Consider the following 21,455-nt stretch of genomic DNA (forward strand, 5'->3'; position numbering starts at 1 on the left):
CGCCTCTACGCAGTCTTCACATGCGGCTTCCCCCGCACCATGATCAGCGCCGCCGCTGCCAGCTCCAGCGCAATACACAGATAGAACGGCAGCTCGTAGCCGCCGGAGAAATCGCGCAGAAAACCGACCACGCCGGGGCCGAAGGCATAGGTCACCTGGTTGATCGCGGTGTTGAGGCTGATCAGCACGCCGAACGAGGCGGAATCGAATTCCTGCTGCACGATCAGCGACGGCAGCGTGATGAGATTGCCGACCGAGAAGCCGAACAATGCGCAGGCGGCGATCAGCACGTAATCATTGTGCAAATTGATGACCACGAGAAGCGCCACGGCCTGGCTCAGGAACGACAGCGCCGAGGCGAGCCGCTGGTCGAGGCGGTCGATCACCAGCGAGAACAGCACCCGGCCGATCACCGCCATCGCGGTCAGCACCGCAACGGCGACGGCCGCGCGCTCGCGCCCGATCACGGGATCGAGGAACGAGATCAGGTGGACGATGAAGCCGACCTGCGCGAACAGCACCAAAGCAAAGGCAATGGTCACCGTGAGGAAGCCGACGTCGCGCAAGGCCTGGCTGCGGATCTGCGCCGACGATTGCGGCTTCGTTCTCGTCGCTGCGCGCCGGCCATGGAGATCGGGCGGGCCGCCGACGACAATCAGGATCACCGGCACGAGCAGCACGAGCATGGCGCCGGCGACGATAAACATCGCGCTGGCGAAGCCGACATGGCCGATCAGGGTCACCAGCAGCGGCACGCCGACGATGCCGCCGAAGCTTGCGCCGTTCAGCGCGAGACTGATGGCCATGCCGCGCTTCTGGTCGAACCATAGGCTGATCGTGTTGGTGATCATGGCCAGGCTGGTACCGGCCCAGCCGAAGGCGAGCACGGCGTTGGCGAGATAAAGCTGCCACGGCTCGCGCACCGCGCCGATCGCGCCCGCCGCGGCCGACATCGCCAGCGTGCCCGCGATCAGCCCGAGGCGCGGGCCGTATTTGTTGACGGCCTCGCCGACGAAGACGACGAGCAGCGCGCCGAACAGATAGAAGAACGTCGTGCCGGACGAGATTAGCGAGGCCGACCAGCCGTGCGCGCGCTGGAGCTCGGCGACATAGACGCTCTGGCCGTAGAAGCCGAGCCCCCAACCGAAGGTCGCGAGCAGGAAGCAGACCGCGACGATGCGCCAGCCTTCGTAGCGGAGAGAGGATTCGTCGACGGATCCATCGTGCCGGGGATTGTCGAGCATTTGCGCTTGTCCTTCGTTTCCCCCGCGAGCGCCTTGCTTCACGCTCGCCTGTTCATGACGAGCATCATGTAACAACCCGGACTCCGAAAATCACTTCGACCTGGATCGAACTATCAACGCTGCTGACAGCCTCCCGCCATCTCAGATCGCGTCCGGGAACTCACCCATCGCTGCGTCCAGCCGCGCTTTGCGGCGGCGGGCAAAGGACGCCAGCGAGAGCACGGCGAGACCGAGCAGCACCGGCGGGAACACCACCATGTTCACCGCGGACCAGCCGTAGCTGGCGAGCAATTGGCCGGACGAGAACGAACCGATCGCCATCATGCCGAACACCAGGAAATCGTTGAAGGCCTGCACCTTGTTGCGCTCCTGCGGCCGGTGGGTCTCCAGCACCAGCGCAGAGGCGCCGATGAAGGAAAAATTCCACCCCACACCGAGCACGACCAGCGTGGCCCAGAAATGCATCGCGGTGATGCCTGATAGCCCGATGCCGGCCGCGCCGGCCTCCAGCAGCAGGCCGGCGGCAACGACCTTCCGCGCGCCGAAGCGGGCGATCAGCGCGCCCGTGAAGAAGCTCGGCCCGTACATGGCGACGATGTGCCATTGAATGCCGAAATTGGAATCGGAAACGCTCAAGCCGCACAGCTTCATGGCGAGCGGCGCCGAGGTCATCACCAGATTCATCATGGGGTAGGAGATGACGCCGCACAGCGCCGCCGCGACGAAGCGCGGCTGGGTCACGATCTCGAGCAGCGGCCGCCCGCCGTGAAGATCGGCCGGTGCCGGCTTCGGCATGTCGACACCTGCGACGATGCCCATCGCGATCAGCGCGACGGCCGCCTGGACCAGGAAGCTGAAGGCAAAGAGATAAGGCTGCCAGACATCCATGGTCCATTGCACGAGCTGCGGACCGAGCACGCCGGCGAACACCCCGCCCGCCATCACCCAGGACACCGCCTTGGGCCGATACGCAGCACTGGCGCCGTCGGCGGCAGCGAAGCGATAGGACTGCGCCACCGCGCCGTAGAGGCCGCCGAGAAAAGTCGCCAGACAGAACAATGGAAACGAAGCGTGCAGGATCGCGAACGAGCCGAGCAGACCGGTCAACGCGCCCAGACCTGCGCCGACGATGAAAGCCATTCGGCGGCCGAAGCGGCGTGAGATCGCGCCGGTCGGCAGCGTGCCGGCGGCGAGGCCGAGCACATACATCGAGATCGGCACGGTCGCGAACGAGACGTCGGGCGCGAGCGTCGCGCCGACGATCGCGCCGGTGGCGAAGATCACCGCCGAGTTGGCGCCGGTCAGCGCCTGCGCGGCGGCCAGGCGCACCACATTGGCGCGCACGCGGGCGTCGGCGGCGATCTCATTGGCTGCAGTCACATCCAGCATCGGCATTTCCGCCCCAACGGGCTTTCGAGGGGCTTTCAAAGGCTTTCAAGGGGCTCGCTTGATTCCCGGCACTATGGCGGGGCGCGGGAGGGCGGGCAACCGGCGCAAACGGGCGCAGGCCATGTCTCTGACGCAATCGGGCCGATGATAACAGGCGGCGCACTTGACGGCTTGCGCTCGATCAAATCCTATCCGCCGCAATCTTCCGGAGTTTCGTTCATGTCCGTCGACGACAGGCCCACGCTCAGCGCTCCCGACGACGATCCCTGGCTCTGGCTGGAGGAGATCGAAGGCAAGCAGGCGCTCGATTTCGTCACGCGGCAGAACAGCCTGACGCTCGACGCGTTCGGCGGAGCGGCCTTCGCGCGCGACCGCGACATCCTCGCGGCGATCTACGATCGTCCCGACAACATTCCCTATGTCAGCCGCCGCGGCACCGAACTGCACAATCTCTGGAAGGACGCCACCAACTCGCGCGGCCTGTGGCGGAAGACTTCGCTCGCGGAGTTTCGCAAACCGCATCCCACGTGGGAGATCATGCTGGATGTCGACCAGCTCGCCGCGCGCGAAGGCGAGGACTGGCTGCTGAGCGGCATCACCACACAGAAGGGATCCTCGCGCGCCATTTTGGGCCTGTCGCGCGGAGGCAGCGACGCCGTCACCTTGCGGGAATTCGACCTCAACACCAAGAGTTTCGTCGCGGACGGATTTGCGCTGTCGGAAGCCAAGGGCGGCGCCGATTGGCTCGATACCGACACGCTGCTGCTGTCGAGCGCCCATGGCGAAGGCATGGCGACTGCTTCCGGATATTCGCGGACGGTTCGCCTGTGGCGGCGCGGCCAGCCTGTCGATCAGGCGCAGGTCATCATCGAGACCACGGCCGATCACATGGCGATCTCCGGCATCGTCGACGACACCGCTACGGCCCCGCGCAGCTGGATCGTCGACCAGATCGATTTCTTCAACCATGCTCTCTGGCTGCGCGATGCAGACGGCACGACGACGAAGCTCGACCTGCCGACCGGCATCTGGTTGCAGGCGCATGGCGACTGGTTCGCGATGAAGCTGCGCGAAGCCTGGTCGATCGAGGGCAGAACCCATGCCGCCGACACCGTGCTCGGCATGTCGCTCTCGGCGTTCCTCGCCGGCAGCCGCGAGTTCGCGATCCTGTTCGAGCCGGAGCCTCGCCGCGCCCTGCAGGGTCTGTTCTGGGCCGGCGGCAAACTGGTGCTGTCGATCCTCGACGAGCTCCAGCCGCAATTCGAGATCTGCACGCCGTCTGGCACAAGCTGGAGCCGCGAATCACTCGGCGGCCTGCCGCAGATCGGCGTCGTCGACATCTGGCCGCTGGATCGCCATCCCTCCGAGAGCAATGGCGACCTGCTTGCGAATGTGCAGGACCCGCTGACGCCGCCGTCGCTGCTGCTCATCGAGCGCGGCGTCGCGAGCCCGACAGTGCTGAAGCAGGCGCCGAAAACATTCAACGCCGACGGCCTCGTGGTGACCCAGCACGAGGCGATCTCGATCGACGGCGAGCGCATTCCCTATGTGCAGACCGGCCCCAGCGGTGAGACCGGCGATGCACCGGTCTATATGAGCGCCTATGGCGGCTTCGCCCATTCGGTGAAGCCGTATTACAACGCATCGCTCGGCAAGCTGTGGCTGGAGCGCGGCGGCACGACGGTGCAGGCGAATTTGCGCGGCGGCGGCGAATTCGGCACGCGCTGGCACGATGCCGGCCGGCTCGCCGGCAAGAAACTGTCGCATGACGATTTCGCAGCCGTTGCCGCCGATCTCGTCCGCCGCGGCGTGACGACGGCAAAGCGCATTGCCGCGCAGGGTGGATCGAACGGCGGCATCCTCATCACCAACATGCTGGTGCGCTACCCCGGGCGTTTTGGCGCGCTGTTCTGCACCATCCCGCTGATCGACATGCGTCGCTACACGAAGCTGCTCGCGGGCGCGAGCTGGATCGCGGAATATGGCGATCCCGACAAGCCGGAGGAGTGGGACTGGCTGAAGACCTACTCCGCCTATCACAATGTCAAAGCCGGCCAGCCCTATCCGCCGATCCTGATCGCCACCACGCGGCGCGACGACCGTGTCCATCCCGGGCATGCGCGCAAAATGGCGGCAAAGCTCCAGGCCATGGGCTATGAAGCCTGGTTCTACGAGCCTGAAGCGGGCGGCCACGGCTACGGCAAGGATAACAAGGAGCGCGCGGGGTTCGAGGTGATTGGCTTTCGGTTCTTGAAGGACAAGATCGGGTGGAAGGACGGCGAGGGCTAGCGTTGCGGCGCTGACGTCTCCGGATCGTCATGGCCGGGCTTGACCCGGCCATCCACGCCTTGGCTGGTGCACGAAGAATGTGGATGCCCGGGACAAGCCCGGGCATGACGACCTTCTATCGCGCGAATACCAAGGTCAGATTGTTCGCGGGCATGTCGATCGTATCGACGAGGCGAAGACCTGCGCCGCGGGCGAGCGCCTCGACATCGGCGATGTCACGCACGCCCCAGTCGGGATTGCCTTCACGTAAGGAGGTATCGAACACGGCGTTGCTGAGCGCGATGTGCTTGCCGCCGCGCTTGAACGGGCCGTAGAGGAACAGCTTGCCGTCGGCGCGCAAATAGCGGCCGGCGCCGGCGAACAGGCCCTCGGCGACGCTCCATGGCGCGATGTGGATGACATTGGCGCAGAACAATGCGGCGAGACTTGACGGCGCCTGCCCGCTTTTCATCTCCGGACACCAATCGGGATCGGTGAGATCGATCCGCAGTGGCGAGCGGATGTTTTTCAGGCCTGAATGAACGCGCCAAGCCTCGATGCTCTTGAGGTGGCGCTGGTTGAGATCGCTGGGCCACCAGATCAGGCCGGGCGTGTGCCGGGCGAAGTAGACCACGTGCTGGCCGGTTCCGCTGCCGAGCTCGACCACGTTGCCGGTGCAGCCGGCGAGATGCTTTTCCAGTGCCGCCCAGAGCGGCTCGTGATTGCGATGAAATGCCGGTGCGTCGAGCCGCCCGTCGGACTCGACCCGACCGCCATCCCTGCCGAATTCGACGACATATTCAGCCAAGTGAGGTCCCCTTGAAAAAACGAGAACGCGATGAAAACAGGTTGAGCGCCCAAACGCTCAGGGAAACAGCCGGCCCGCGCCCACGGACCAAATCGGCTGAACAAATAATCTCATTAGTTGCAATGGGGAAGATATTAACTTCATTTTGTCGCGTGCATAGTCTTGATTGTCAGGCGGTGCCCTTTGTGCTTTGGAACGCTTCTATTTCGCGATCGACACCATCGATATAACGCCTCGGAATGACGCCTTGACCGCCTTTTCCCGGACGCCCGTTCTGTTCATCTTGCTGGCCATTGCCGCCGGCCTCGCCAGCCCGGCGTGGGCGCAGTCCGCTGTGGCCGACGGCCAGAAACTCGCTTTCGACCGCGGCAAGGGCAATTGCCTGACCTGCCATGTGATCAAGGGTGGCGACCTGCCGGGAACGATCGGGCCGGAACTGAAGGACCTCAAGGCCAAGTACCCCGATCGCAACGAGCTGGCCGCGATCATCTTCGACGAGACCAAGCGTAATCCGCAGACCATGATGCCGCCGTTCGGCCGGAACCGGATTTTGACCGAACAGGAGATCAGCGCGATCGTTGATTTCCTGCAGACCCTGTGACTTCAGGCACGCCACGAGATTTGGTTGGGAGACCCGAGATGACCACACTCACCGGCCCAAGCGCGACGCGGCGCCTGATCCTTCGGGGCGCAGCCTCGGTCGCGCTGCTCGGCCTCGGCAATCTGCCGTTCGGCGCCGCTCCCGCGCGCGCCGCGGCCAACGACAAATATCCCGAAGAGGCGTTCAAGCAGAAGAGTGAGGCGGACGCCATCAAGGCGCTGTACGGCAAAACCGCCGAGCCGTCCGACAAGGTCAAGCTGGACGCCCCCGAGATCGCCGAGAACGGCGGCGTGGTGCCGATCTCGGTGACGACGACGCTCGACAAGGTCACCTCGATCTCGTTCTTCGTGGCCGAGAATCCCAGCGCGCTGGCCGCGAGCTACAAGATTCCCGAAGGCACGATCCCTGCTGTCGCCAACCGGCTGAAGATGGCCAAGACCACCAACGTGGTTGCGATCGTGGAGGCCGACGGCAAGCTCTACAGCGCCACCAAAGAGGTCAAGGTCACCGTCGGCGGCTGCGGCGGCTAAGCGAGGAAGATCGAGATGGCATCCAGCATTCGCGTCCGCGCCACCGCCAACGGCGACATCACCGAGGTGCAGGCCCTGATCCAGCACCCGATGGATACCGGCTTCGTCAAGGACGCCAAGGGGGAGCTGATCCCGGCGCATTACATCCAGCAGCTGAAATTCGAATGTAACGGCAGGGACGTCTTCGTTGCCGATTGGGGCACCGCAGTCTCGAAGGACCCCTACGTCAAGTTCAGCTTCAAGGGGGCCAAGAAAGGCGACGATCTCAAGGTCTCCTGGACCGATAACAAGGGTGCGTCGGACACGACCACCGCGAAGATCTCGTGATGAAGACCCGGACCTCCATCCTGCTTGGTTCGTTGAGCGCCGCGCTCGTCGCCTTCGCCCTCACCTCTCCGCGCGTGGTGGCGGCCGACAAGGTCGATCCCGTTGCCGATGCCAAGGCGTTCCAGAACTTCTTTTTCCAGAAATTCCCAACCGTGAAGCACGAGGACTTCGTCAACGGTCCTTATTCCATGAACGAGGACATGAAGCGGCAGTGGCAGGAGAAGGAGGAATTCCCGCCCTACGAGTTCGCCCTCGACGCCGGCAAGGAAATGTTCGCCACCCCGTTCAAGAACGGCAAGACCTATGCTGACTGCTTCCCGAACGGCGGCATCGGCATCCGCCAGAACTATCCTTATTTCGACGAGAAGGAAGGCAAGGTCGTCACGCTGGAGCTCGCGCTCAACCGCTGCCGCGAGGCCAATGGCGAGGCGTCCTATTCCTACGTCAAGGACGAGATGGCCTCGCTCACGGCGTACATGGCCTTCACCTCGCGCGGCAAGCCGATGGACATCAAGATCCCCGACGATCCTCGCGCGCTCGCGGCATTCGAGAACGGCAAGCGCTATTTCTACACCCGCCGTGGTCAATTGAATTTCTCCTGCGCGAGCTGCCATGTGCAGAGCCCGGGTGAGCGCATCCGCGCCGAGATCCTGGCGCCGGCGCTCGGCATTCTGAACGCGATGCCGATCTATCGCTCTGAATGGAGCGGCATGGGCACGACCAGCCGCCGCTTCGTCACCTGCAACAGCCAGACCCGCGCTGTTCCGCTGGAGCCGCAGGCCGATGAATATCGCGACGTCGAATATTTCCTGTCCTACGTCGCCAACGGCCTGCCGATATCGGGACCGGGAGCTCGGCCATGAAGCGGTCGCTTGCTCTCGCCATGATGCTTGCCTTGCCGCTCGCCCTGAGCCTCGCGCCGGCGGCGCGTGCGGCAAACGAGGCGGATTACAAGGCGGCCTATGCCGCCGCCGAGGCCTCCTCCAAGGAGGCCGCCGGCATGCGCAACCAGTGGACCGTGACCGTCTCGACGCTGGCCGCTGCGAAGAAGGCGGCCGAGGGCGGCGATTACGACCGCGCCGTGGCCGCAGCCAGGGAGGCCGAGGCGCTGGCGAAGGCGTCGGTCTTCCAGGCGATTTCCGAAAAAGAAGCCTGGAAGGCGATGGAAATCCGCTAGACTGTTCGCTCCTGCAACAGCCTTGCGACCATGAGAAGGGCGCGGAGAATTTCTGGATGGCGATCCGCCGCCGCGATTTCCTGAAGAATGCAGGCCTTGCTGCCGCATCGCTCAGCCTGCCACGGCTTGCGCGCGGTGCTGAGGCCGCGAGCATTTACGACCTCGAGCGGTTCGGCAATGCGCGGATCCTTCACCTCACCGACACGCATGCGCAACTCAATCCGGTCTATTTTCGCGAGCCCAGCGTCAATATCGGGATCGGCGAGATGGCCGGACGGCCGCCGCATCTGGTCGGGCGCGCCTTCCTCGACCGTTTCGGCATCAGGCCCGACAGCGCGGACGCCTATGCCTTCAGCTGCTTCGAGTTCGAGAAGTCCGCAGGCCGCTTCGGCAAGCTCGGCGGCTTCGCCTATCTGAAGACGCTGATCGACCGCTTGCGCGGCGATGCCGGCGAAAAGCACTCCATGCTCGTTGACGGCGGCGATCTCTGGCAAGGCACGGGACTCGCCAACATCATGCAGGGCCGCGACATGGTCGAGGCCGCAAACCTGCTCGGTATCGAGGCGATGACCGGACATTGGGAATTCACCTACGGCGAGCAGGCGCTGCGCGACAATCTCGCGCGCTTCAAGGGCGAGTTTCTGGCGCAGAACGTTTTCCTGACCGAGGAAGCCGCTTTCAACGACGCTCCCGCCTTCGACAAGGCGACCGGGCGCGTGTTCAAGCCCTCGGTGATCAAGGAGCTCGGCGGCCATCGCGTCGCGATCGTTGGCCAGGCCTTCCCTTACGTGCCGATCGCGCATCCCAAACGGTTCACACCGGACTGGACCTTCGGCATCCGCGAGGAGGAACTCCAGAAGCATGTCGATGCCTTGCGCGGCACCGACAAGGTCGATGCGGTCATCCTGCTGTCGCACAATGGTATGGACGTCGATCTCAAGCTCGCAAGCCGCGTCACCGGCATCGACGTCATCCTCGGCGGCCATACCCATGATGCGATCCCGCAGCCCATCGCCGTGAAAAATGCGAGCGGCACGACGCTCGTCACCAATGCCGGTTCCAACGGCAAATTCCTTGCCGTGCTCGATCTCGCGCTCGACAAGGGCAAGGTCGGCGACGTCAAATATCATCTGCTGCCGGTCTATTCCGAGCTGTTGAAACCTGATCCCGCGATGGCCGAACTGATCGGCCGGTTGCGGGCGCCCTTTGTCACCGACTGGTTGGAGAAGATCGCGACGCCCGATCGCCTGCTGTATCGCCGCGACAATTTCGCCGGCCCGGTCGACGAGCTGATCTGCAGCGCGCTGCGCACCGAGCTCAACGCCGAGATCGCGCTGTCGCCGGGCTTCCGCTGGGGCGTCACCGGGCTGTCCGGCCAGGCGCTGACGATGGAGGATTTGCTCGCGGAAACCGCGATCAGCTATCCCGAGACCTATGTGCAGGAGATGACGGGAGCCCAGATCAAGGACGTGCTGGAAGACGTCTGCGACAACCTCTTCAATACCGATCCCTATTACCAGCAGGGCGGCGACATGGTGCGCGCCGGCGGGCTCAGCTACACCTGCATGCCGACGGCGGCGATCGGCAACCGCATCTCGGAGCTGAAGCTCAATGGAGGCAAGGCGCTCAGTGCCAGCCACCGCTACAAGGTCGCGGGCTGGGCCTCGGTCAACGGCCAGCAAGGCGCGCCGGTGTGGGATGTGGTGGCAAAATATCTGCGCTCGGGCCGGATGTTTCAGGAGCGGCTCGGCTCCGGCGTCACGCTGAAAGGCGTCGAGGGTAATCCGGGCATCGCAGGACAGGGATGATGCGGTCGCAAACCTTATCCGCGATGCTGCTGGCGCTGTTCGCCTGGGCGGCGATGCCGCCGGCTTTCGCGCAGCAGGTGCCGCTCCAGGACAAGCCGTTCGCCGAGCACAAGATCGTGCTGCAGCTCTCTGATGGCGATGCCAGGAAGCAAGCTCTGGTGCTCAGCGTCGCCAACAATTTGCTGAAGGCCTACGACCCCGACAAGGTCGCGATCGAGGTGGTGGCGTTCGGTCCCGGCATCGATCTCCTGTTGTCAGGCAGCGAGCGCCGCAAGCAGGTCGAGAGCCTGATCGCGCAAGGCGTACGCTTCGACATCTGCCTCAACACCGTCGACACGATCGAGCGGGAGACCGGCAGGCGGCCGGAGTTCATCCCCGCCGCCACCCCGGTGCAGGTCGGGGTCGGGCAGATCCTGTTTCTCAGCGAGAACGGGTACACATTGGTGAGGCCCTGAGCCTTTTGTCGGGGCAAAGCGTCGCGGCACAGCCGGTGTCATCGCCTGCGAAGGCGGGCGATCCAGTACTCGGAGACGGCGAGGGATACGGAAAGGGCGCGGCGTACTGGATTCCCCGCCTTCGCGGGGAATGACAGCGGTGGCTGAGGTGACGCCCACTCGCCCGTCACAGGAATAAAAATCTTCCAAATTTTGTTGCTTACACAGTGAATTGCTTCTCTTGCGAGCCCGAAATGTAGTAGAATCTCCGGGTAATTCACGCCGGGTCTTGCCATGATCTTTCGCCAGCTCTTCGACAGTGTTTCGGGTACCTACAGCTATCTCCTGGCGAGCCGCCCGGGCGGCGAGGCGCTGATCCTCGATCCCGTGCTAGAGAAGGTCGACCGCTACTGCCAGCTGCTGCGCGAGCTCGATCTCAAGCTGGTCAAGGCCGTGGACACGCATCTCCACGCCGACCACGTCACCGGCCTCGGCGAGCTGCGCGACCGCACCCATTGCATGACCGTGATGGGCGACCAGACCAAGGCCGACGTGGTGGCGATGCGGGTTGCCGACGGCGACAAGGTGACGATCGAGGGCCTGGCGCTCGACGTGATGTACACGCCCGGCCACACCGACGATTCCTATTCCTATTTGATGGGCGACCGCGTCTTCACCGGCGACACGCTGCTGATCCGCGGCACCGGCCGTACCGATTTCCAGAACGGCTCGTCGCGCGCGCAGTACGATTCGATCTTCAACCGCCTGCTCAAGCTGCCGGACGAGACCATGGTGTTCCCAGCGCATGACTACAAGGGCGACACCGTCTCCACCATCGGCGAGGAGAAGCGCTACAATCCGCGGCTCCAGGTGCGCTCGGTCGACGACTATATCGAGCTGATGGCCAATCTGAAGCTGCCCAATCCGAAGATGATGGACGTTGCGGTGCCCGCCAACATGCATGTCGGCCTGCACCAGGAGGAGCTGGAGAAAGAGGGCCGCGCGCTCCGCGCCGTCGAGGCGATCGGTAGCCTCGGCCGTCCCGATATCCTGCTGGTCGATTTGCGCGAGACCAATGAGCGGATGAAGCACGGCATGCTCGAAGGCGCGCTGCATACGCCCTATCCGTCCGTCGAGGATAGCCTCAAGCCCGGCGGCATGCTGCGCGAGGTCGCGGCCGCCACCGGCCGCCGCGTCGTGTTCTTCTGCGCCTTCGGCGAACGCTCTGCGATGGCGGTCGCCGCCGCCAAGGAGGCCGGGCTCACCAACACCGCCCACATCGCCGGCGGCATCGATGCTTGGAAGAAGGCCGGCGGGCCGGTGGTGCACTGACCGCCTTGCCGCCATTCTTGAGATAAATCAGCAGCTGCCCATATATTCAGGCTAGGACGGATGCAGCATCACCATCCGGGACCAGCCATGGCCAAGATCGGCAAATCGGGCGAGCCGCCCAAAATTGCGGACGACACGCCAGCAAGAGACAAGGCGAAGAAGCCTCCGCCTCCGCGCGACACCGACGACGATGATTACGAGGACGGCGACATCGCGACACCGAAGCGCGACCGCTACGGGCCGGATGACGAGCCGTTTTGAGGGGCTCGGCTCTTGCCACGCTCTCAACTGTCGTCCTGGCGAAAGCCAGGACCCATACCGCGTGATCCCTCGATCGTGGATGGTCGCAGTACCGGACCACGAGTTTTCGCCAAACTGCTTCCTGGGGTAATGGGTCCTGGCTTTCGCCAGGACGACCGGCGGGGAATCCCCCGCCCGCGCTACTGCCATGCGCCCGCGTTCATGGACAAATAACCGCTCTGCCCGATAGTTTGCGCGCCTCCAAAGGACGTGAAACGGAACTGCAATGGTCGACGTTCTCGCCGCACCGCAACAAGGCAAGGTGGACAGCGCGCTACGCACGCTGACGGGAATCTCGATCGCGCATTGGGTCAGCCATTTTCATCTGCTGGTCCTGCCGATGCTGTTTCCCTTCCTCAAGAATCAACTCGGCGTCGGCTATGTCGAGCTCGGCTTCGCGCTGACGGTGTCGGCCGTGGTGTCGGGGCTGACGCAGGCGCCGACCGGCTATCTCGTCGACCATTTTGGCGCGCGAAGGATTTTGCTGGGCGGTCTCACGCTCGGCGGCCTCGCGCTGATCCTGCTCGGCCTGCACCTGAGCTACACGTCGCTGATCGCCTGCGCCGTGCTGCTCGGGCTCGCCAACAGCGTCTACCATCCCGCCGATTACGCCATCCTTGCCGAGCACATGGACGAAGCGCGGATGGGCCGCGCCTTCTCGATCCATACCTTTGCCGGCTATTTCGGCGGCGCGGTGGCGCCGGCGATCGTCGCCGCGCTGGTCACCGTATCCGGCGGTGCCGGTGCGCTGATCGCATCGGGCACCATCGGCGTTCTGGTCGCGCTGTTGCTGGTGACCATGAACATTCCCGATGCCGGCGCGCACAAGACCAAGCCGGGCACCGAGAACGCACCCAAACAAGCCGTGATCACGCCGGCGCTGATCACGCTGACGGCACTGTTCATGCTGCTCAGCCTGTCGGTCGCCGGCATCAACAATTTCGGCGTGGTGGCGCTGATGAGTGGCTATGGCGCGACCTATTCCGCGGCCAATGTCGCTCTCACCGCCTTCCTCGGTGCGAGCGCCGCCGGCGTGCTCGCGGGCGGCTTCCTTGCCGACCACACCGAGCGCCACGGCTATGTCGCCGCCGCCTGCTTTGCCGCGAACGCGGCGATCGTGCTGCTGATCGCGCTGGTCACGCTGCCGGGCTGGGCGCTGATCGCCACGATGGCGACCGCGGGATTCCTCTCCGGCGTGATCGCGCCCTCGCGCGACATGCTGGTGCGCAATGCAGCGCCGCCCGGCGCGGCGGGGCGCGCCTTCGGCATCGTCTCCACCGGCTTCAATCTCGGCGGCATCGTCAGCCCGCTGCTGTTCGGCTGGATCATGGACCAGAGCGCGCCGCATTGGGTGTTCGGAGCGTCCGTGATCTTCATGCTCGCGACGGTGGTGCTCTCGCCGTTCACGGAGCGGAAGCGGCCAATCGCTGCTTGAGCAACAAACTCAATTGTCGCCCCGGCGAACGCCGGGGCCCATAACCACGAATCGGAGTTGTGGCGCAAAGCTGCCAACTCCAAGTCTTCCAACTCCAAGTCTTCGCCAAACTAAAAATCATGGTTATGGATCCCGGCCTTCGCCGGGATGACAGTTGTGATTGGGTTGACTGAAGTGGCCCCTTACGTCGGTGACACCGCGCTCTTCAGCGGCGTTGCCTGCGGCGTAGCGCCACCGGTCAGCCTGGCCTTTTCCGTGTTCGGCCAGAGCAGGAGCAGCCCGAGCAGGCCGGAGCCGACCATGATCGCGGCGTTGATGGTGAAGCCGGTCATGTAGCCATCGAGCATACTGCCGGCGCGCTGGATCACGCTGCCCATCACCAGCGGCGCCACGATGCCGGAGAGCGTATAGAGCGCACCGTAGATCGCGAGAACCGCGCCGCGCTGCGACGTCGGCGTGAACTCGCCGAGCATGGGCGGGCAGACGACGTAGATCGCGCCGCACAGGCCCGAGCCGACCACGAGCAGGGCGATCTGGAGGCCCGCGCCCTGGACGTGCGGCATCATCGCGAGGATCAGTCCGCCGACGATCAGCGGCACCGAGCCGAGCACGCCGCGGGAGATCCGCGACGTGTAGCCGCGTGCCAGCATCACCTGCGAGATCCAGCCCGTGAGAATGACGATGGTCGCACCGAACACCCAGGGCAGGATCGAGACGAAGCCCGCCTGAGATTGCGAGAAGCCGAGGCCCTTGACGATGAAGGGCGTGAACCAGGTGAGCCCGAGCGACAGCGCCCAATAGGCGCCGAAGGTCGCGGTCACACAGCCGATGAAGGTGCGCGATGTCAGAAGCTGGAGATAGGGTATTTTCGGTTCGATGACGGCCGATGCGTGGGTGTCCAGCGGGCCTTCCTTGCCAAGCGCGAGCCAGGCGGCGACCCAGATCAGGCCGACGATTCCAAGCGCGCCGAACGCATAGTGCCAGGAATGGTTGACGATGATCCAGTTCAGCGCCGGCACCGCCAGGATCACGCCGAAGGCCGAACCCTGCGACAGGATTGCGGTCGGCATCGTGCGCTTCTCGTCGGGGAACCATTTGTAGACCGCGTGCATCGCCACCGAGGCCGCCGGGCCTTCGCCGGCGCCGAGCACGATGCGGCAGATCAGGAGTGTGGTGAAAGAGACGGTGCCGACCATCGGAAACTGCGTCAGCGCCCAGATCACCGCGAGCGTCAACAGCACCCAGCGGGTCGGTACCTTGTTGACGATGAAGCCGACCACGATGGCCGAGATCGAGAACAGGAAGAAGAACGACGAGCCGAGCAGACCGAACTGCTCGGGCTCGAGCTTCAGCTCGGTCATGATCGGAACGCCCGCGAGACCGACGACGATCTTGTCGGCGAAGTTCACCAGCATGAAAAGAAACAGGAGAAATGTAACGGTCCAGGCCCCCTTAGGCGTTTCCTTGGACATCCCTGTCATCTTGCCCGCCGCGGGCTGCGTTGCCTGAGCGCTCATCATTCTCCCCGTCGTCCCTTTTGGCACTTTTTTGATGTGGTCCTCTTAGGAGCTAACAACGGCTTCCATACCAACGCAACCCGGCATTTCCGCAGCAAGTGTGCTACGCAGCAATTCCACTAATTCCGTCCGGCGCCATTCATCGTGCTGAGCATCCGAAACCTCTCCAAGACGTTCTCTTCGGCCGGTGAGCCGGTCCATGTCCTGCGCGGCGTCGATCTCGACCTCAAGGCCGGCGAACGCGTCGCACTGACCGGCGAATCCGGCAGCGGCAAGAGCACGCTGTTGCACCTGATCGCAGGGCTCGATGCCGCCGATGGCGGCACGATCCGCCTGGAAGACACCGAGGTCACCAAATTGTCCGATGCGGGACGCGCCGGCCTGCGGCGCGACCGGATCGGCCTGGTGTTTCAACAGTACAATCTGATCCCGAGCCTGTCGGTCGGGGATAATCTGGTGTTTCAGGCGCGGATCGCCGGCCGGTACGACGCGGCTTGGTACAAGGAGCTGATCGAACGTCTCGGGCTTGGCGGCCTGCTCAAGCGTTATCCAGAACAATTATCGGGCGGACAGCAGCAACGGGTCGCGATCGGCCGTGCCCTGGCGACAAAGCCGTCATTGCTGCTGGCGGACGAGCCGACCGGCAATCTCGACGAGGCCACCGCCGAGGACGTGCTTGCCCTGACGCGCGACCTCGTCACGCGCACCGGCTGCGGCTTTCTGATGGTGACGCACAGCCTGCATCTGGCCGCGACACTCGATCGCCACGTCAACCTGCATGCCGGGCGGATCGCATGAGGCGCGCGCTCTGGGTCCTCGCCGTGCTGCTCAGTCATTGGCGGCGCCACAAGATGCAGTTCGCGACCCTCCTGATCGGGCTGATTGCGGCGACCGCGCTGTGGAGCGGCGTGCAGGCGATCAACCAGCAGGCCCGCAGCGCCTATGACCGCGCCGCGGCAACCTTCGGCGGCGCGCGCACGCCGATGCTGGTTGCACCTGATGCCGCGACCTTTCCGCAGGAATTGTTCGTCAAGCTCCGTCGCGCCGGCTGGCCGGTCTCGCCGATGCTGGAGGGACGGGTCCAGGTCAACGGGCGTTCGGTCCGGCTGCTCGGCATCGAGCCGGTGACGCTGCCGGTCGATGTCGGCAATGCACCTCGGCTCGGCGCCGCCGATCTCAGCAGCTTCGTCGCGCCGCCGGGCCAGACACTCGTGGCGAAGGAAACGCTGAACGATTTGCAGGAGCAGGAGGGCGCGGCACCAGCGATCAGCAACGGCGCAAAACTGCCGCCGCTGCGCGTGCTGCCGCAGCTCGTGCCCGACGTGCTCGTGGTCGATATCGGCGTGGCGCAGCGGCTGCTGAACAAGCCGGACCAGATCTCGCGGCTTCTGATCGCCAAACCGAAGGGCAAGCCTGCGCCATTGGCGAGCGTCGTCGGCGACCGCTTGCAGCGGGTTGAGCCGGATGCGGAGACCGAGCTGGAGCGCCTCACTGACAGCTTTCATCTCAACCTCACTGCGTTCGGCCTGCTGTCGTTCTTCGTCGGTCTTTTCATCGTCAATTCGGCCGTCGGCCTCGCCTTCGAGCAGCGGCTGCCGATGCTGCGTACGCTGCGGGCCTGCGGTGCCTCGGCGCGACTGGTCAACACCGTGCTGGTTGTCGAGCTCGTGGCGCTGTCGCTGGTCGCGGGCCTGATCGGGCTTGCCTGCGGCTATTTCATTGCGGCCGCGCTCTTGCCCGACGTGGCAGCATCCCTGCGGGGACTCTATGGTGCGCAAATCCCGGGGCAGCTCAGCTTGCGACCTGAATGGTGGCTCGCCGGGATCGGCATCAGCGTTGTGGGCGCGCTGGTGGCCGCGGCGACCAGCCTGATCAAGGCTGTCAGGATGCCGGTGCTGGCGACCGCGCAGCCGCGCGCCTGGCAACAGCGGCAGCGCCGTTGGCTGATCCTGCAAAGCGGAGCTGCCTGCGCCGTGTTCGCGGTCGCGCTGTTGCTGCTCCAGTACGGGCAATCGCTGATCGCGGGCTTTGGCGTGCTGGCAGCGCTGATGCTCGGCGCCGCGTTGATCCTGCCGGCCTTCCTCGACATCATCCTGCAAACCGGGCAGCGTTTCGCGCGAAAACCGCTCGCGCTGTGGTTCTGGGCGGACAGTCGGCAGCAGCTCTCGGGTTTGTCGCTGGCGCTGATGGCGCTGCTGCTCGCGCTCGCCGTCAATGTCGGGGTGTCCACCATGGTGGAAACGTTCAGCCGCACCTTCATCGGCTGGCTCAACGGGCGGCTCGCCGCCGACGTCTACATCAGTGCCTCCGACAATGCGAAAGGCGTCGCGATCCGCGACTGGCTGAAGGAGCGCCGCGATGTCGAGGCGATCCTGTCGGGCGGACGTGCCGAGGCGCAGGTACAGGGGCAGCCGGTGGAATTGCTCGGCCTGCCCGATCATGCGCTCTATCGCGAACGCTGGCCGCTGCTGGAAGCCGCGCCGCGGGCCTGGACCCGGCTCGTGCCCGGCAATGCCGCGTTCATCAGCGAGCAGCTGAGCCGCCGCCTAAACGTCCGCGTTGGCGATGTCGTTGACGTCCCGGCGCCGGGCGGGACCTGGGAGCTCGACATCGTCGGCATCTATGCCGACTACGGCAACCCCAAGGGACAGCTTGCGGTGAATGTCGCGGCGCTGATCCGGCAATTTCCGCAGACGCCGCAGACACGCATCGGTCTGATCGTTGCGAAGGAGAATATCCCCGGCCTGATCGTGGCGCTGCAGAAGCAGTTTGCGCTCGACGACCGCAGCGTCGCCGACCAGGCGACGGTGAAGACGGAGTCGATCCGGATCTTCAACCGCACCTTTGCGGTGACGTCGGCTCTGAATGCGTTCACGCTCGGCGTCGCCGGGATCGCGCTTTTGACCAGCCTTCTCACGCTGGCGAATTCCCGCCTGCCGCAGCTCGCGCCGCTCTGGGCCATCGGCATCACGCGGCCGCGCCTTGCCGCGATCGAGCTGACCAAGACGCTGTCGGTCGCGCTGTTCACCTCGCTCCTGGCCGTGCCGCTCGGGCTGCTGGTGGCGTGGTGCCTGATCGCGATCGTCAACGTGAAGGCGTTCGGCTGGCGGCTGCCGTTCCATGTGTTTCCGCTGCAACTGGTCGAGCTGGTCGCGGTCGCGCTGTTCGCCTCATTGCTTGCCGCGCTGCTGCCGATGATCCGGCTGGCCCGGATGCAGCCGGCGAGCCTCGTCAAGGTGTTTGCCAATGAGCGCTGACAGGATATCGCGACGCACCTTCGCCGGCGGCATCGCCGCGCTCGCGGCTGTCCGCCGCGCGGGCGCGCAAGGCTATGCCGGGCTCGGCGCGACGGCCGATGGCTTTGCGAAGGTCACACCGGGAAAGACGTTCGCCTTTCCGGATGATCACGGGCCGCATCCGGAGTTTCGCATCGAATGGTGGTATCTCACGGCGAATCTTGTCGATAGCAGCGGCGCGGCGTGCGGCCTGCAATGGACACTGTTCCGGCAGGCGACACAGCCGGGCCCGCAAGGCGAAGGCTGGGCCAATCAACAGGTGTGGATGGCGCATGCCGCGGTGACGCGCGCCGACACCCACCGCTTCAACGAGCTGTTTTCCCGCGGCGGTGTGGGACAGGCTGGCGTCACTGCGAAACCGTTCTCGGCCTGGATCGACGATTGGGCGATGAACGGATCCGAGCACGCTGAAGATCGCACCCTGGCGCCGCTGACGCTGAAGGCCGCTGGCACCGACTTCAGTTACGCGCTGACGTTGGAGGCCGATCGTCCCGTGGTGCTGCAAGGCGATCGCGGCTACAGCCGCAAGTCGGAGCGCGGTCAGGCCTCCTATTATTACAGCCAGCCGTTCTATCGCGCCCGCGGCACGCTCACCATCGACGACAGGCCCGTCGATGTGTCCGGCCAGGCCTGGATGGACCGCGAATGGAGCAGCCAGCCGCTCGACGCCGACCAGACCGGCTGGGACTGGCTGTCGCTGCATCTCGCGTCCGGCGACAAGCTGATGCTGTACCGGCTGCGCCAGAAGGACGGCCATAATCATCCGTTCGGCAACTGGATTTCCGCCGCCGGCGACACGCACATGATTGCGGGCGACGACATCCAGATGAGTCCGAAGGCGACCGCCGAGGTCGCGGGACACAAGCTGCCGGTGGAATGGCAGATCGCAATTCCCTCGCGGTCGTTCTCGATCGAGTGCAAGCCGCTCAATCCAAAGGCGTGGATGGGGACCGGCTTTTCCTATTGGGAAGGACCGATCAGCTTTGCCGGCACGCATGACGGCGTTGGCTATCTCGAGCTGACCGGGTATTGAACCGGGACCTCTTCGAAGGGACTAGCGATGCATCACCTCACCGCCCTCGTCACGCTGCTGGCGATCCTGTTCTACTTCTTCACCACCATCAACGTGTCGCGCTCGCGCACCAAGACCGGCGTCAAGGTGCCGGCAATGTCGGGCCATCCGGATTTCGAGCGCGCGTTCCGGATCCAGATGAACACGCTGGAATGGATGCCGATCTTCCTGCCGTCGCTCTGGCTGTTCGCGATTTACATCAGCGACGTGGGGGCAGCGGCGATCGGCGCGATCTGGATCGTCGGCCGCATCGTCTATTTCATCGGCTATTCGAAGGCCGCCGCAAAACGCGGCCCGGGATTTTTTATTCAGGGTATCGCGGCCATTGCGCTGTGGGCGGGGGCGCTGGGAGCGGCAGTGCTGCGGCTGGTGTGAGGGGCAACATGCGTCCACTTGCCTCGCCGTCGTCCTGGCGAAGGCCAGGACCCATAACCACAGGACACGGTTATGGGCACGATGATGGCCACAGCTTGTTTCAACAATTGCCGGCTGGGGTAATGGGTCCTGGCTTTCGCCAGGACGACATAGAGACCCCTACTTCGTCAGCGGACAGCCGCTCTCCTTGGCAGTGAAGAACGCCTTCTCGCCGGGAACGACCGCGAGCTGCTTGTAATAGTCCCAGGGCTTCTTCGATTCCGAGGGCTTCTTGACCTCGAACAGATACATGTCGTGGACCATGCGGCCGTTCTCGAGCACCTTGCCGCCTTGCGCGAAGTCGTCGTCGACCGGCAGCTCCTTCAGCTTCTTGGCGACCGCATCCGGATCCTTGCTGCCGGCGGCTTTGACTGCCTTGAGATAGCTCAGCGTCGCCGAATAGGTGCCGGCCTGGATCATGTTCGGCATCCGGCCGGTGCGCTTGAGAAAGCGTTCACCGAGATTGCGGGTGCGGTCGTTGATATCCCAGTAATAGCCCTCGGTCAGCACCAGGCCTTGCGCGGCCTGCAAGCCGAGGCCGTTCACTTCGGCGAGCGTCATCAAGAGGCCCGCGAGCTTCTGGCCACCGGAGACGATGCCGAACTCGGAGGCCTGCTTGATCGAGTTGGTGGTGTCGAGGCCGGCATTGGCAAGGCCGACGATCTTCGCCTTCGAGCTCTGCGCCTGGAGCAGGAAGGAGGAGAAGTCCGAGGAGTTGAGCGGCACGCGCACCGAACCGAGCACCTTGCCGCCATTGGCCGTGACGATCTCGCTGGTGTCCTTCTCGAGCGCATAGCCGAAGGCGTAGTCCGCGGTGAGGAAGAACCAGCTGTCGCCGCCGGCCTTGGTCAGCGAGCCGCCGGTGCCGACGCCGAGCGCGCGGGTGTCATAGGCCCAGTGGAAACCATAGGGCTGGCAGGCATCGCCGGTGAGGCGCGAGGTCGCAGCGCCGACGACGATGTCGATCTTCTTCTTTTCCTTGGAAAGCTCGTGGATCGCGAGCGCGACCGAGGAGGTCGTCAGCTCCGTGATCATGTCGACGTTCTCGACATCGTACCAGCGGCGCGCGATCGAGGTCGCGAGATCCGGCTTGTTCTGGTGGTCGGCGGTGACGAGCTCGATTTTCTGGCCGAGCACCTCGCCGCCGAAATCTTCGATCGCCATCCTGGCGGCTTCGACCGACCATTTGCCGCCGTAATCGGCGTAGACGCCGGACTGGTCGTTGAGGATGCCGATCTTGACGCCTTGCGCAGAGGCCGGCGCGGCCGCCAGCAAGGCCGAAATTGCGACAGCGGCCAAAAGTGCTGATTTCATGTGTTAGCTCCCAGCAGTTTTCTGTTTTGAAATCGCGCGGATACTAGTGAAGAACCCCGAGCCTGCCCATCCATTGCATGTTGGTCGTTAGTATGAAGGGCGTGCCAAGCAAACGGCGTCGTCCCGGACAAGCGCAGCGAAGCGGAGCGCAGATCCGGGACCCATAACCACAGGGCGCCGTTTTGCGAC

20 protein-coding genes are annotated in these 21,455 nt (G+C 64.5%); 15 read left to right on the forward strand and 5 right to left on the reverse strand.

What is annotated here, in order from left to right:
* Window positions 1-5: 5 nt before the first annotated feature.
* A complete protein-coding gene (locus AC0L3J_RS01795) occupies window positions 6-1,244 on the reverse strand; it encodes an MFS transporter (RefSeq protein ID WP_473345679.1) in 1,239 nt (412 codons plus the stop codon).
* Window positions 1,245-1,385: 141 nt separating this feature from the next.
* On the reverse strand, window positions 1,386-2,633 hold the full coding sequence (locus AC0L3J_RS01800; protein WP_473345680.1) for an MFS transporter: 1,248 nt from the start codon (window positions 2,631-2,633) through the stop codon (window positions 1,386-1,388).
* Between the two features lie 219 nt (window positions 2,634-2,852).
* On the opposite strand from AC0L3J_RS01800, the gene AC0L3J_RS01805 reads away from it, so the two are divergent.
* Window positions 2,853-4,922, forward strand: a complete 2,070-nt coding sequence (locus tag AC0L3J_RS01805; RefSeq protein ID WP_473345681.1) for a prolyl oligopeptidase family serine peptidase — start codon at window positions 2,853-2,855, stop codon at window positions 4,920-4,922.
* A gap of 115 nt (window positions 4,923-5,037) precedes the next feature.
* On the opposite strand, the gene AC0L3J_RS01810 is transcribed toward AC0L3J_RS01805, so the two are convergent.
* The gene (locus AC0L3J_RS01810) at window positions 5,038-5,709 is read right to left on the reverse strand and encodes a DUF938 domain-containing protein (protein ID WP_027565954.1); all 672 of its coding nucleotides are present in this window, start codon (window positions 5,707-5,709) and stop codon (window positions 5,038-5,040) included.
* Between the two features lie 247 nt (window positions 5,710-5,956).
* On the opposite strand from AC0L3J_RS01810, the gene soxX reads away from it, so the two are divergent.
* The 10 genes from soxX to AC0L3J_RS01860 all read left to right on the forward strand — a co-directional run bounded on the left by soxX (window position 5,957) and on the right by AC0L3J_RS01860 (window position 13,653).
* Complete coding sequence (gene soxX, locus AC0L3J_RS01815) at window positions 5,957-6,310, forward strand: sulfur oxidation c-type cytochrome SoxX (RefSeq protein ID WP_219682792.1); 354 nt, start codon at window positions 5,957-5,959, stop codon at window positions 6,308-6,310.
* A gap of 38 nt (window positions 6,311-6,348) precedes the next feature.
* On the forward strand, window positions 6,349-6,840 hold the full coding sequence (soxY, locus tag AC0L3J_RS01820; RefSeq protein ID WP_473345682.1) for a thiosulfate oxidation carrier protein SoxY: 492 nt from the start codon (window positions 6,349-6,351) through the stop codon (window positions 6,838-6,840).
* A gap of 15 nt (window positions 6,841-6,855) precedes the next feature.
* Window positions 6,856-7,167: a thiosulfate oxidation carrier complex protein SoxZ gene (gene soxZ / locus AC0L3J_RS01825; protein ID WP_473345683.1), complete on the forward strand. Its 312-nt coding sequence runs from the start codon at window positions 6,856-6,858 to the stop codon at window positions 7,165-7,167.
* On the forward strand, window positions 7,167-8,030 hold the full coding sequence (gene soxA, locus AC0L3J_RS01830; protein WP_473345684.1) for a sulfur oxidation c-type cytochrome SoxA: 864 nt from the start codon (window positions 7,167-7,169) through the stop codon (window positions 8,028-8,030). Before soxZ ends, soxA begins: the two co-directional genes overlap by 1 nt.
* On the forward strand, window positions 8,027-8,344 hold the full coding sequence (locus tag AC0L3J_RS01835; RefSeq protein WP_473345685.1) for a hypothetical protein: 318 nt from the start codon (window positions 8,027-8,029) through the stop codon (window positions 8,342-8,344). The genes soxA and AC0L3J_RS01835 overlap by 4 nt, the downstream gene beginning before the upstream one ends.
* A gap of 56 nt (window positions 8,345-8,400) precedes the next feature.
* Entirely contained in the window at window positions 8,401-10,152 is a 1,752-nt protein-coding gene (soxB, locus tag AC0L3J_RS01840) for a thiosulfohydrolase SoxB (protein WP_473345686.1), read from the forward strand.
* Entirely contained in the window at window positions 10,149-10,607 is a 459-nt protein-coding gene (locus AC0L3J_RS01845; protein ID WP_473345687.1) for a DsrE family protein, read from the forward strand. The genes soxB and AC0L3J_RS01845 overlap by 4 nt, the downstream gene beginning before the upstream one ends.
* Before the next feature lie 273 nt (window positions 10,608-10,880).
* Window positions 10,881-11,918: an MBL fold metallo-hydrolase gene (locus AC0L3J_RS01850; protein WP_473345688.1), complete on the forward strand. Its 1,038-nt coding sequence runs from the start codon at window positions 10,881-10,883 to the stop codon at window positions 11,916-11,918.
* 87 nt (window positions 11,919-12,005) lie between these two features.
* The gene (locus AC0L3J_RS01855; RefSeq protein ID WP_473345689.1) at window positions 12,006-12,179 is read left to right on the forward strand and encodes a hypothetical protein; all 174 of its coding nucleotides are present in this window, start codon (window positions 12,006-12,008) and stop codon (window positions 12,177-12,179) included.
* Window positions 12,180-12,444: 265 nt separating this feature from the next.
* Entirely contained in the window at window positions 12,445-13,653 is a 1,209-nt protein-coding gene (locus AC0L3J_RS01860; protein WP_473345690.1) for an MFS transporter, read from the forward strand.
* A gap of 182 nt (window positions 13,654-13,835) precedes the next feature.
* On the opposite strand, the gene AC0L3J_RS01865 is transcribed toward AC0L3J_RS01860, so the two are convergent.
* Entirely contained in the window at window positions 13,836-15,170 is a 1,335-nt protein-coding gene (locus tag AC0L3J_RS01865; RefSeq protein ID WP_473346060.1) for an MFS transporter, read from the reverse strand.
* Window positions 15,171-15,314: 144 nt separating this feature from the next.
* On the opposite strand from AC0L3J_RS01865, the gene AC0L3J_RS01870 reads away from it, so the two are divergent.
* Genes AC0L3J_RS01870 through AC0L3J_RS01885 form a run of 4 tightly spaced genes read left to right on the forward strand, consistent with a single transcriptional unit; the run spans window position 15,315 to window position 19,913 of the window.
* On the forward strand, window positions 15,315-15,968 hold the full coding sequence (locus tag AC0L3J_RS01870; protein ID WP_247426723.1) for an ABC transporter ATP-binding protein: 654 nt from the start codon (window positions 15,315-15,317) through the stop codon (window positions 15,966-15,968).
* Window positions 15,965-18,427, forward strand: coding sequence for an FtsX-like permease family protein (locus AC0L3J_RS01875; protein WP_473345691.1), 2,463 nt, complete (start codon window positions 15,965-15,967; stop codon window positions 18,425-18,427). The genes AC0L3J_RS01870 and AC0L3J_RS01875 overlap by 4 nt, the downstream gene beginning before the upstream one ends.
* Window positions 18,417-19,499 carry a lipocalin-like domain-containing protein gene (locus tag AC0L3J_RS01880; protein WP_473345692.1) on the forward strand — a complete coding sequence of 361 codons (1,083 nt, stop codon included), beginning with the start codon at window positions 18,417-18,419 and terminating at the stop codon, window positions 19,497-19,499. Before AC0L3J_RS01875 ends, AC0L3J_RS01880 begins: the two co-directional genes overlap by 11 nt.
* A 27-nt stretch (window positions 19,500-19,526) precedes the next feature.
* Window positions 19,527-19,913: an MAPEG family protein gene (locus AC0L3J_RS01885; RefSeq protein WP_473345693.1), complete on the forward strand. Its 387-nt coding sequence runs from the start codon at window positions 19,527-19,529 to the stop codon at window positions 19,911-19,913.
* A 159-nt stretch (window positions 19,914-20,072) separates the two neighbouring features.
* On the opposite strand, the gene AC0L3J_RS01890 is transcribed toward AC0L3J_RS01885, so the two are convergent.
* The gene (locus tag AC0L3J_RS01890) at window positions 20,073-21,266 is read right to left on the reverse strand and encodes an ABC transporter substrate-binding protein (protein WP_473345694.1); all 1,194 of its coding nucleotides are present in this window, start codon (window positions 21,264-21,266) and stop codon (window positions 20,073-20,075) included.
* Window positions 21,267-21,455: the final 189 nt, after the last annotated feature.

Source organism: Bradyrhizobium sp. Kon37 (assembly GCF_055807535.1).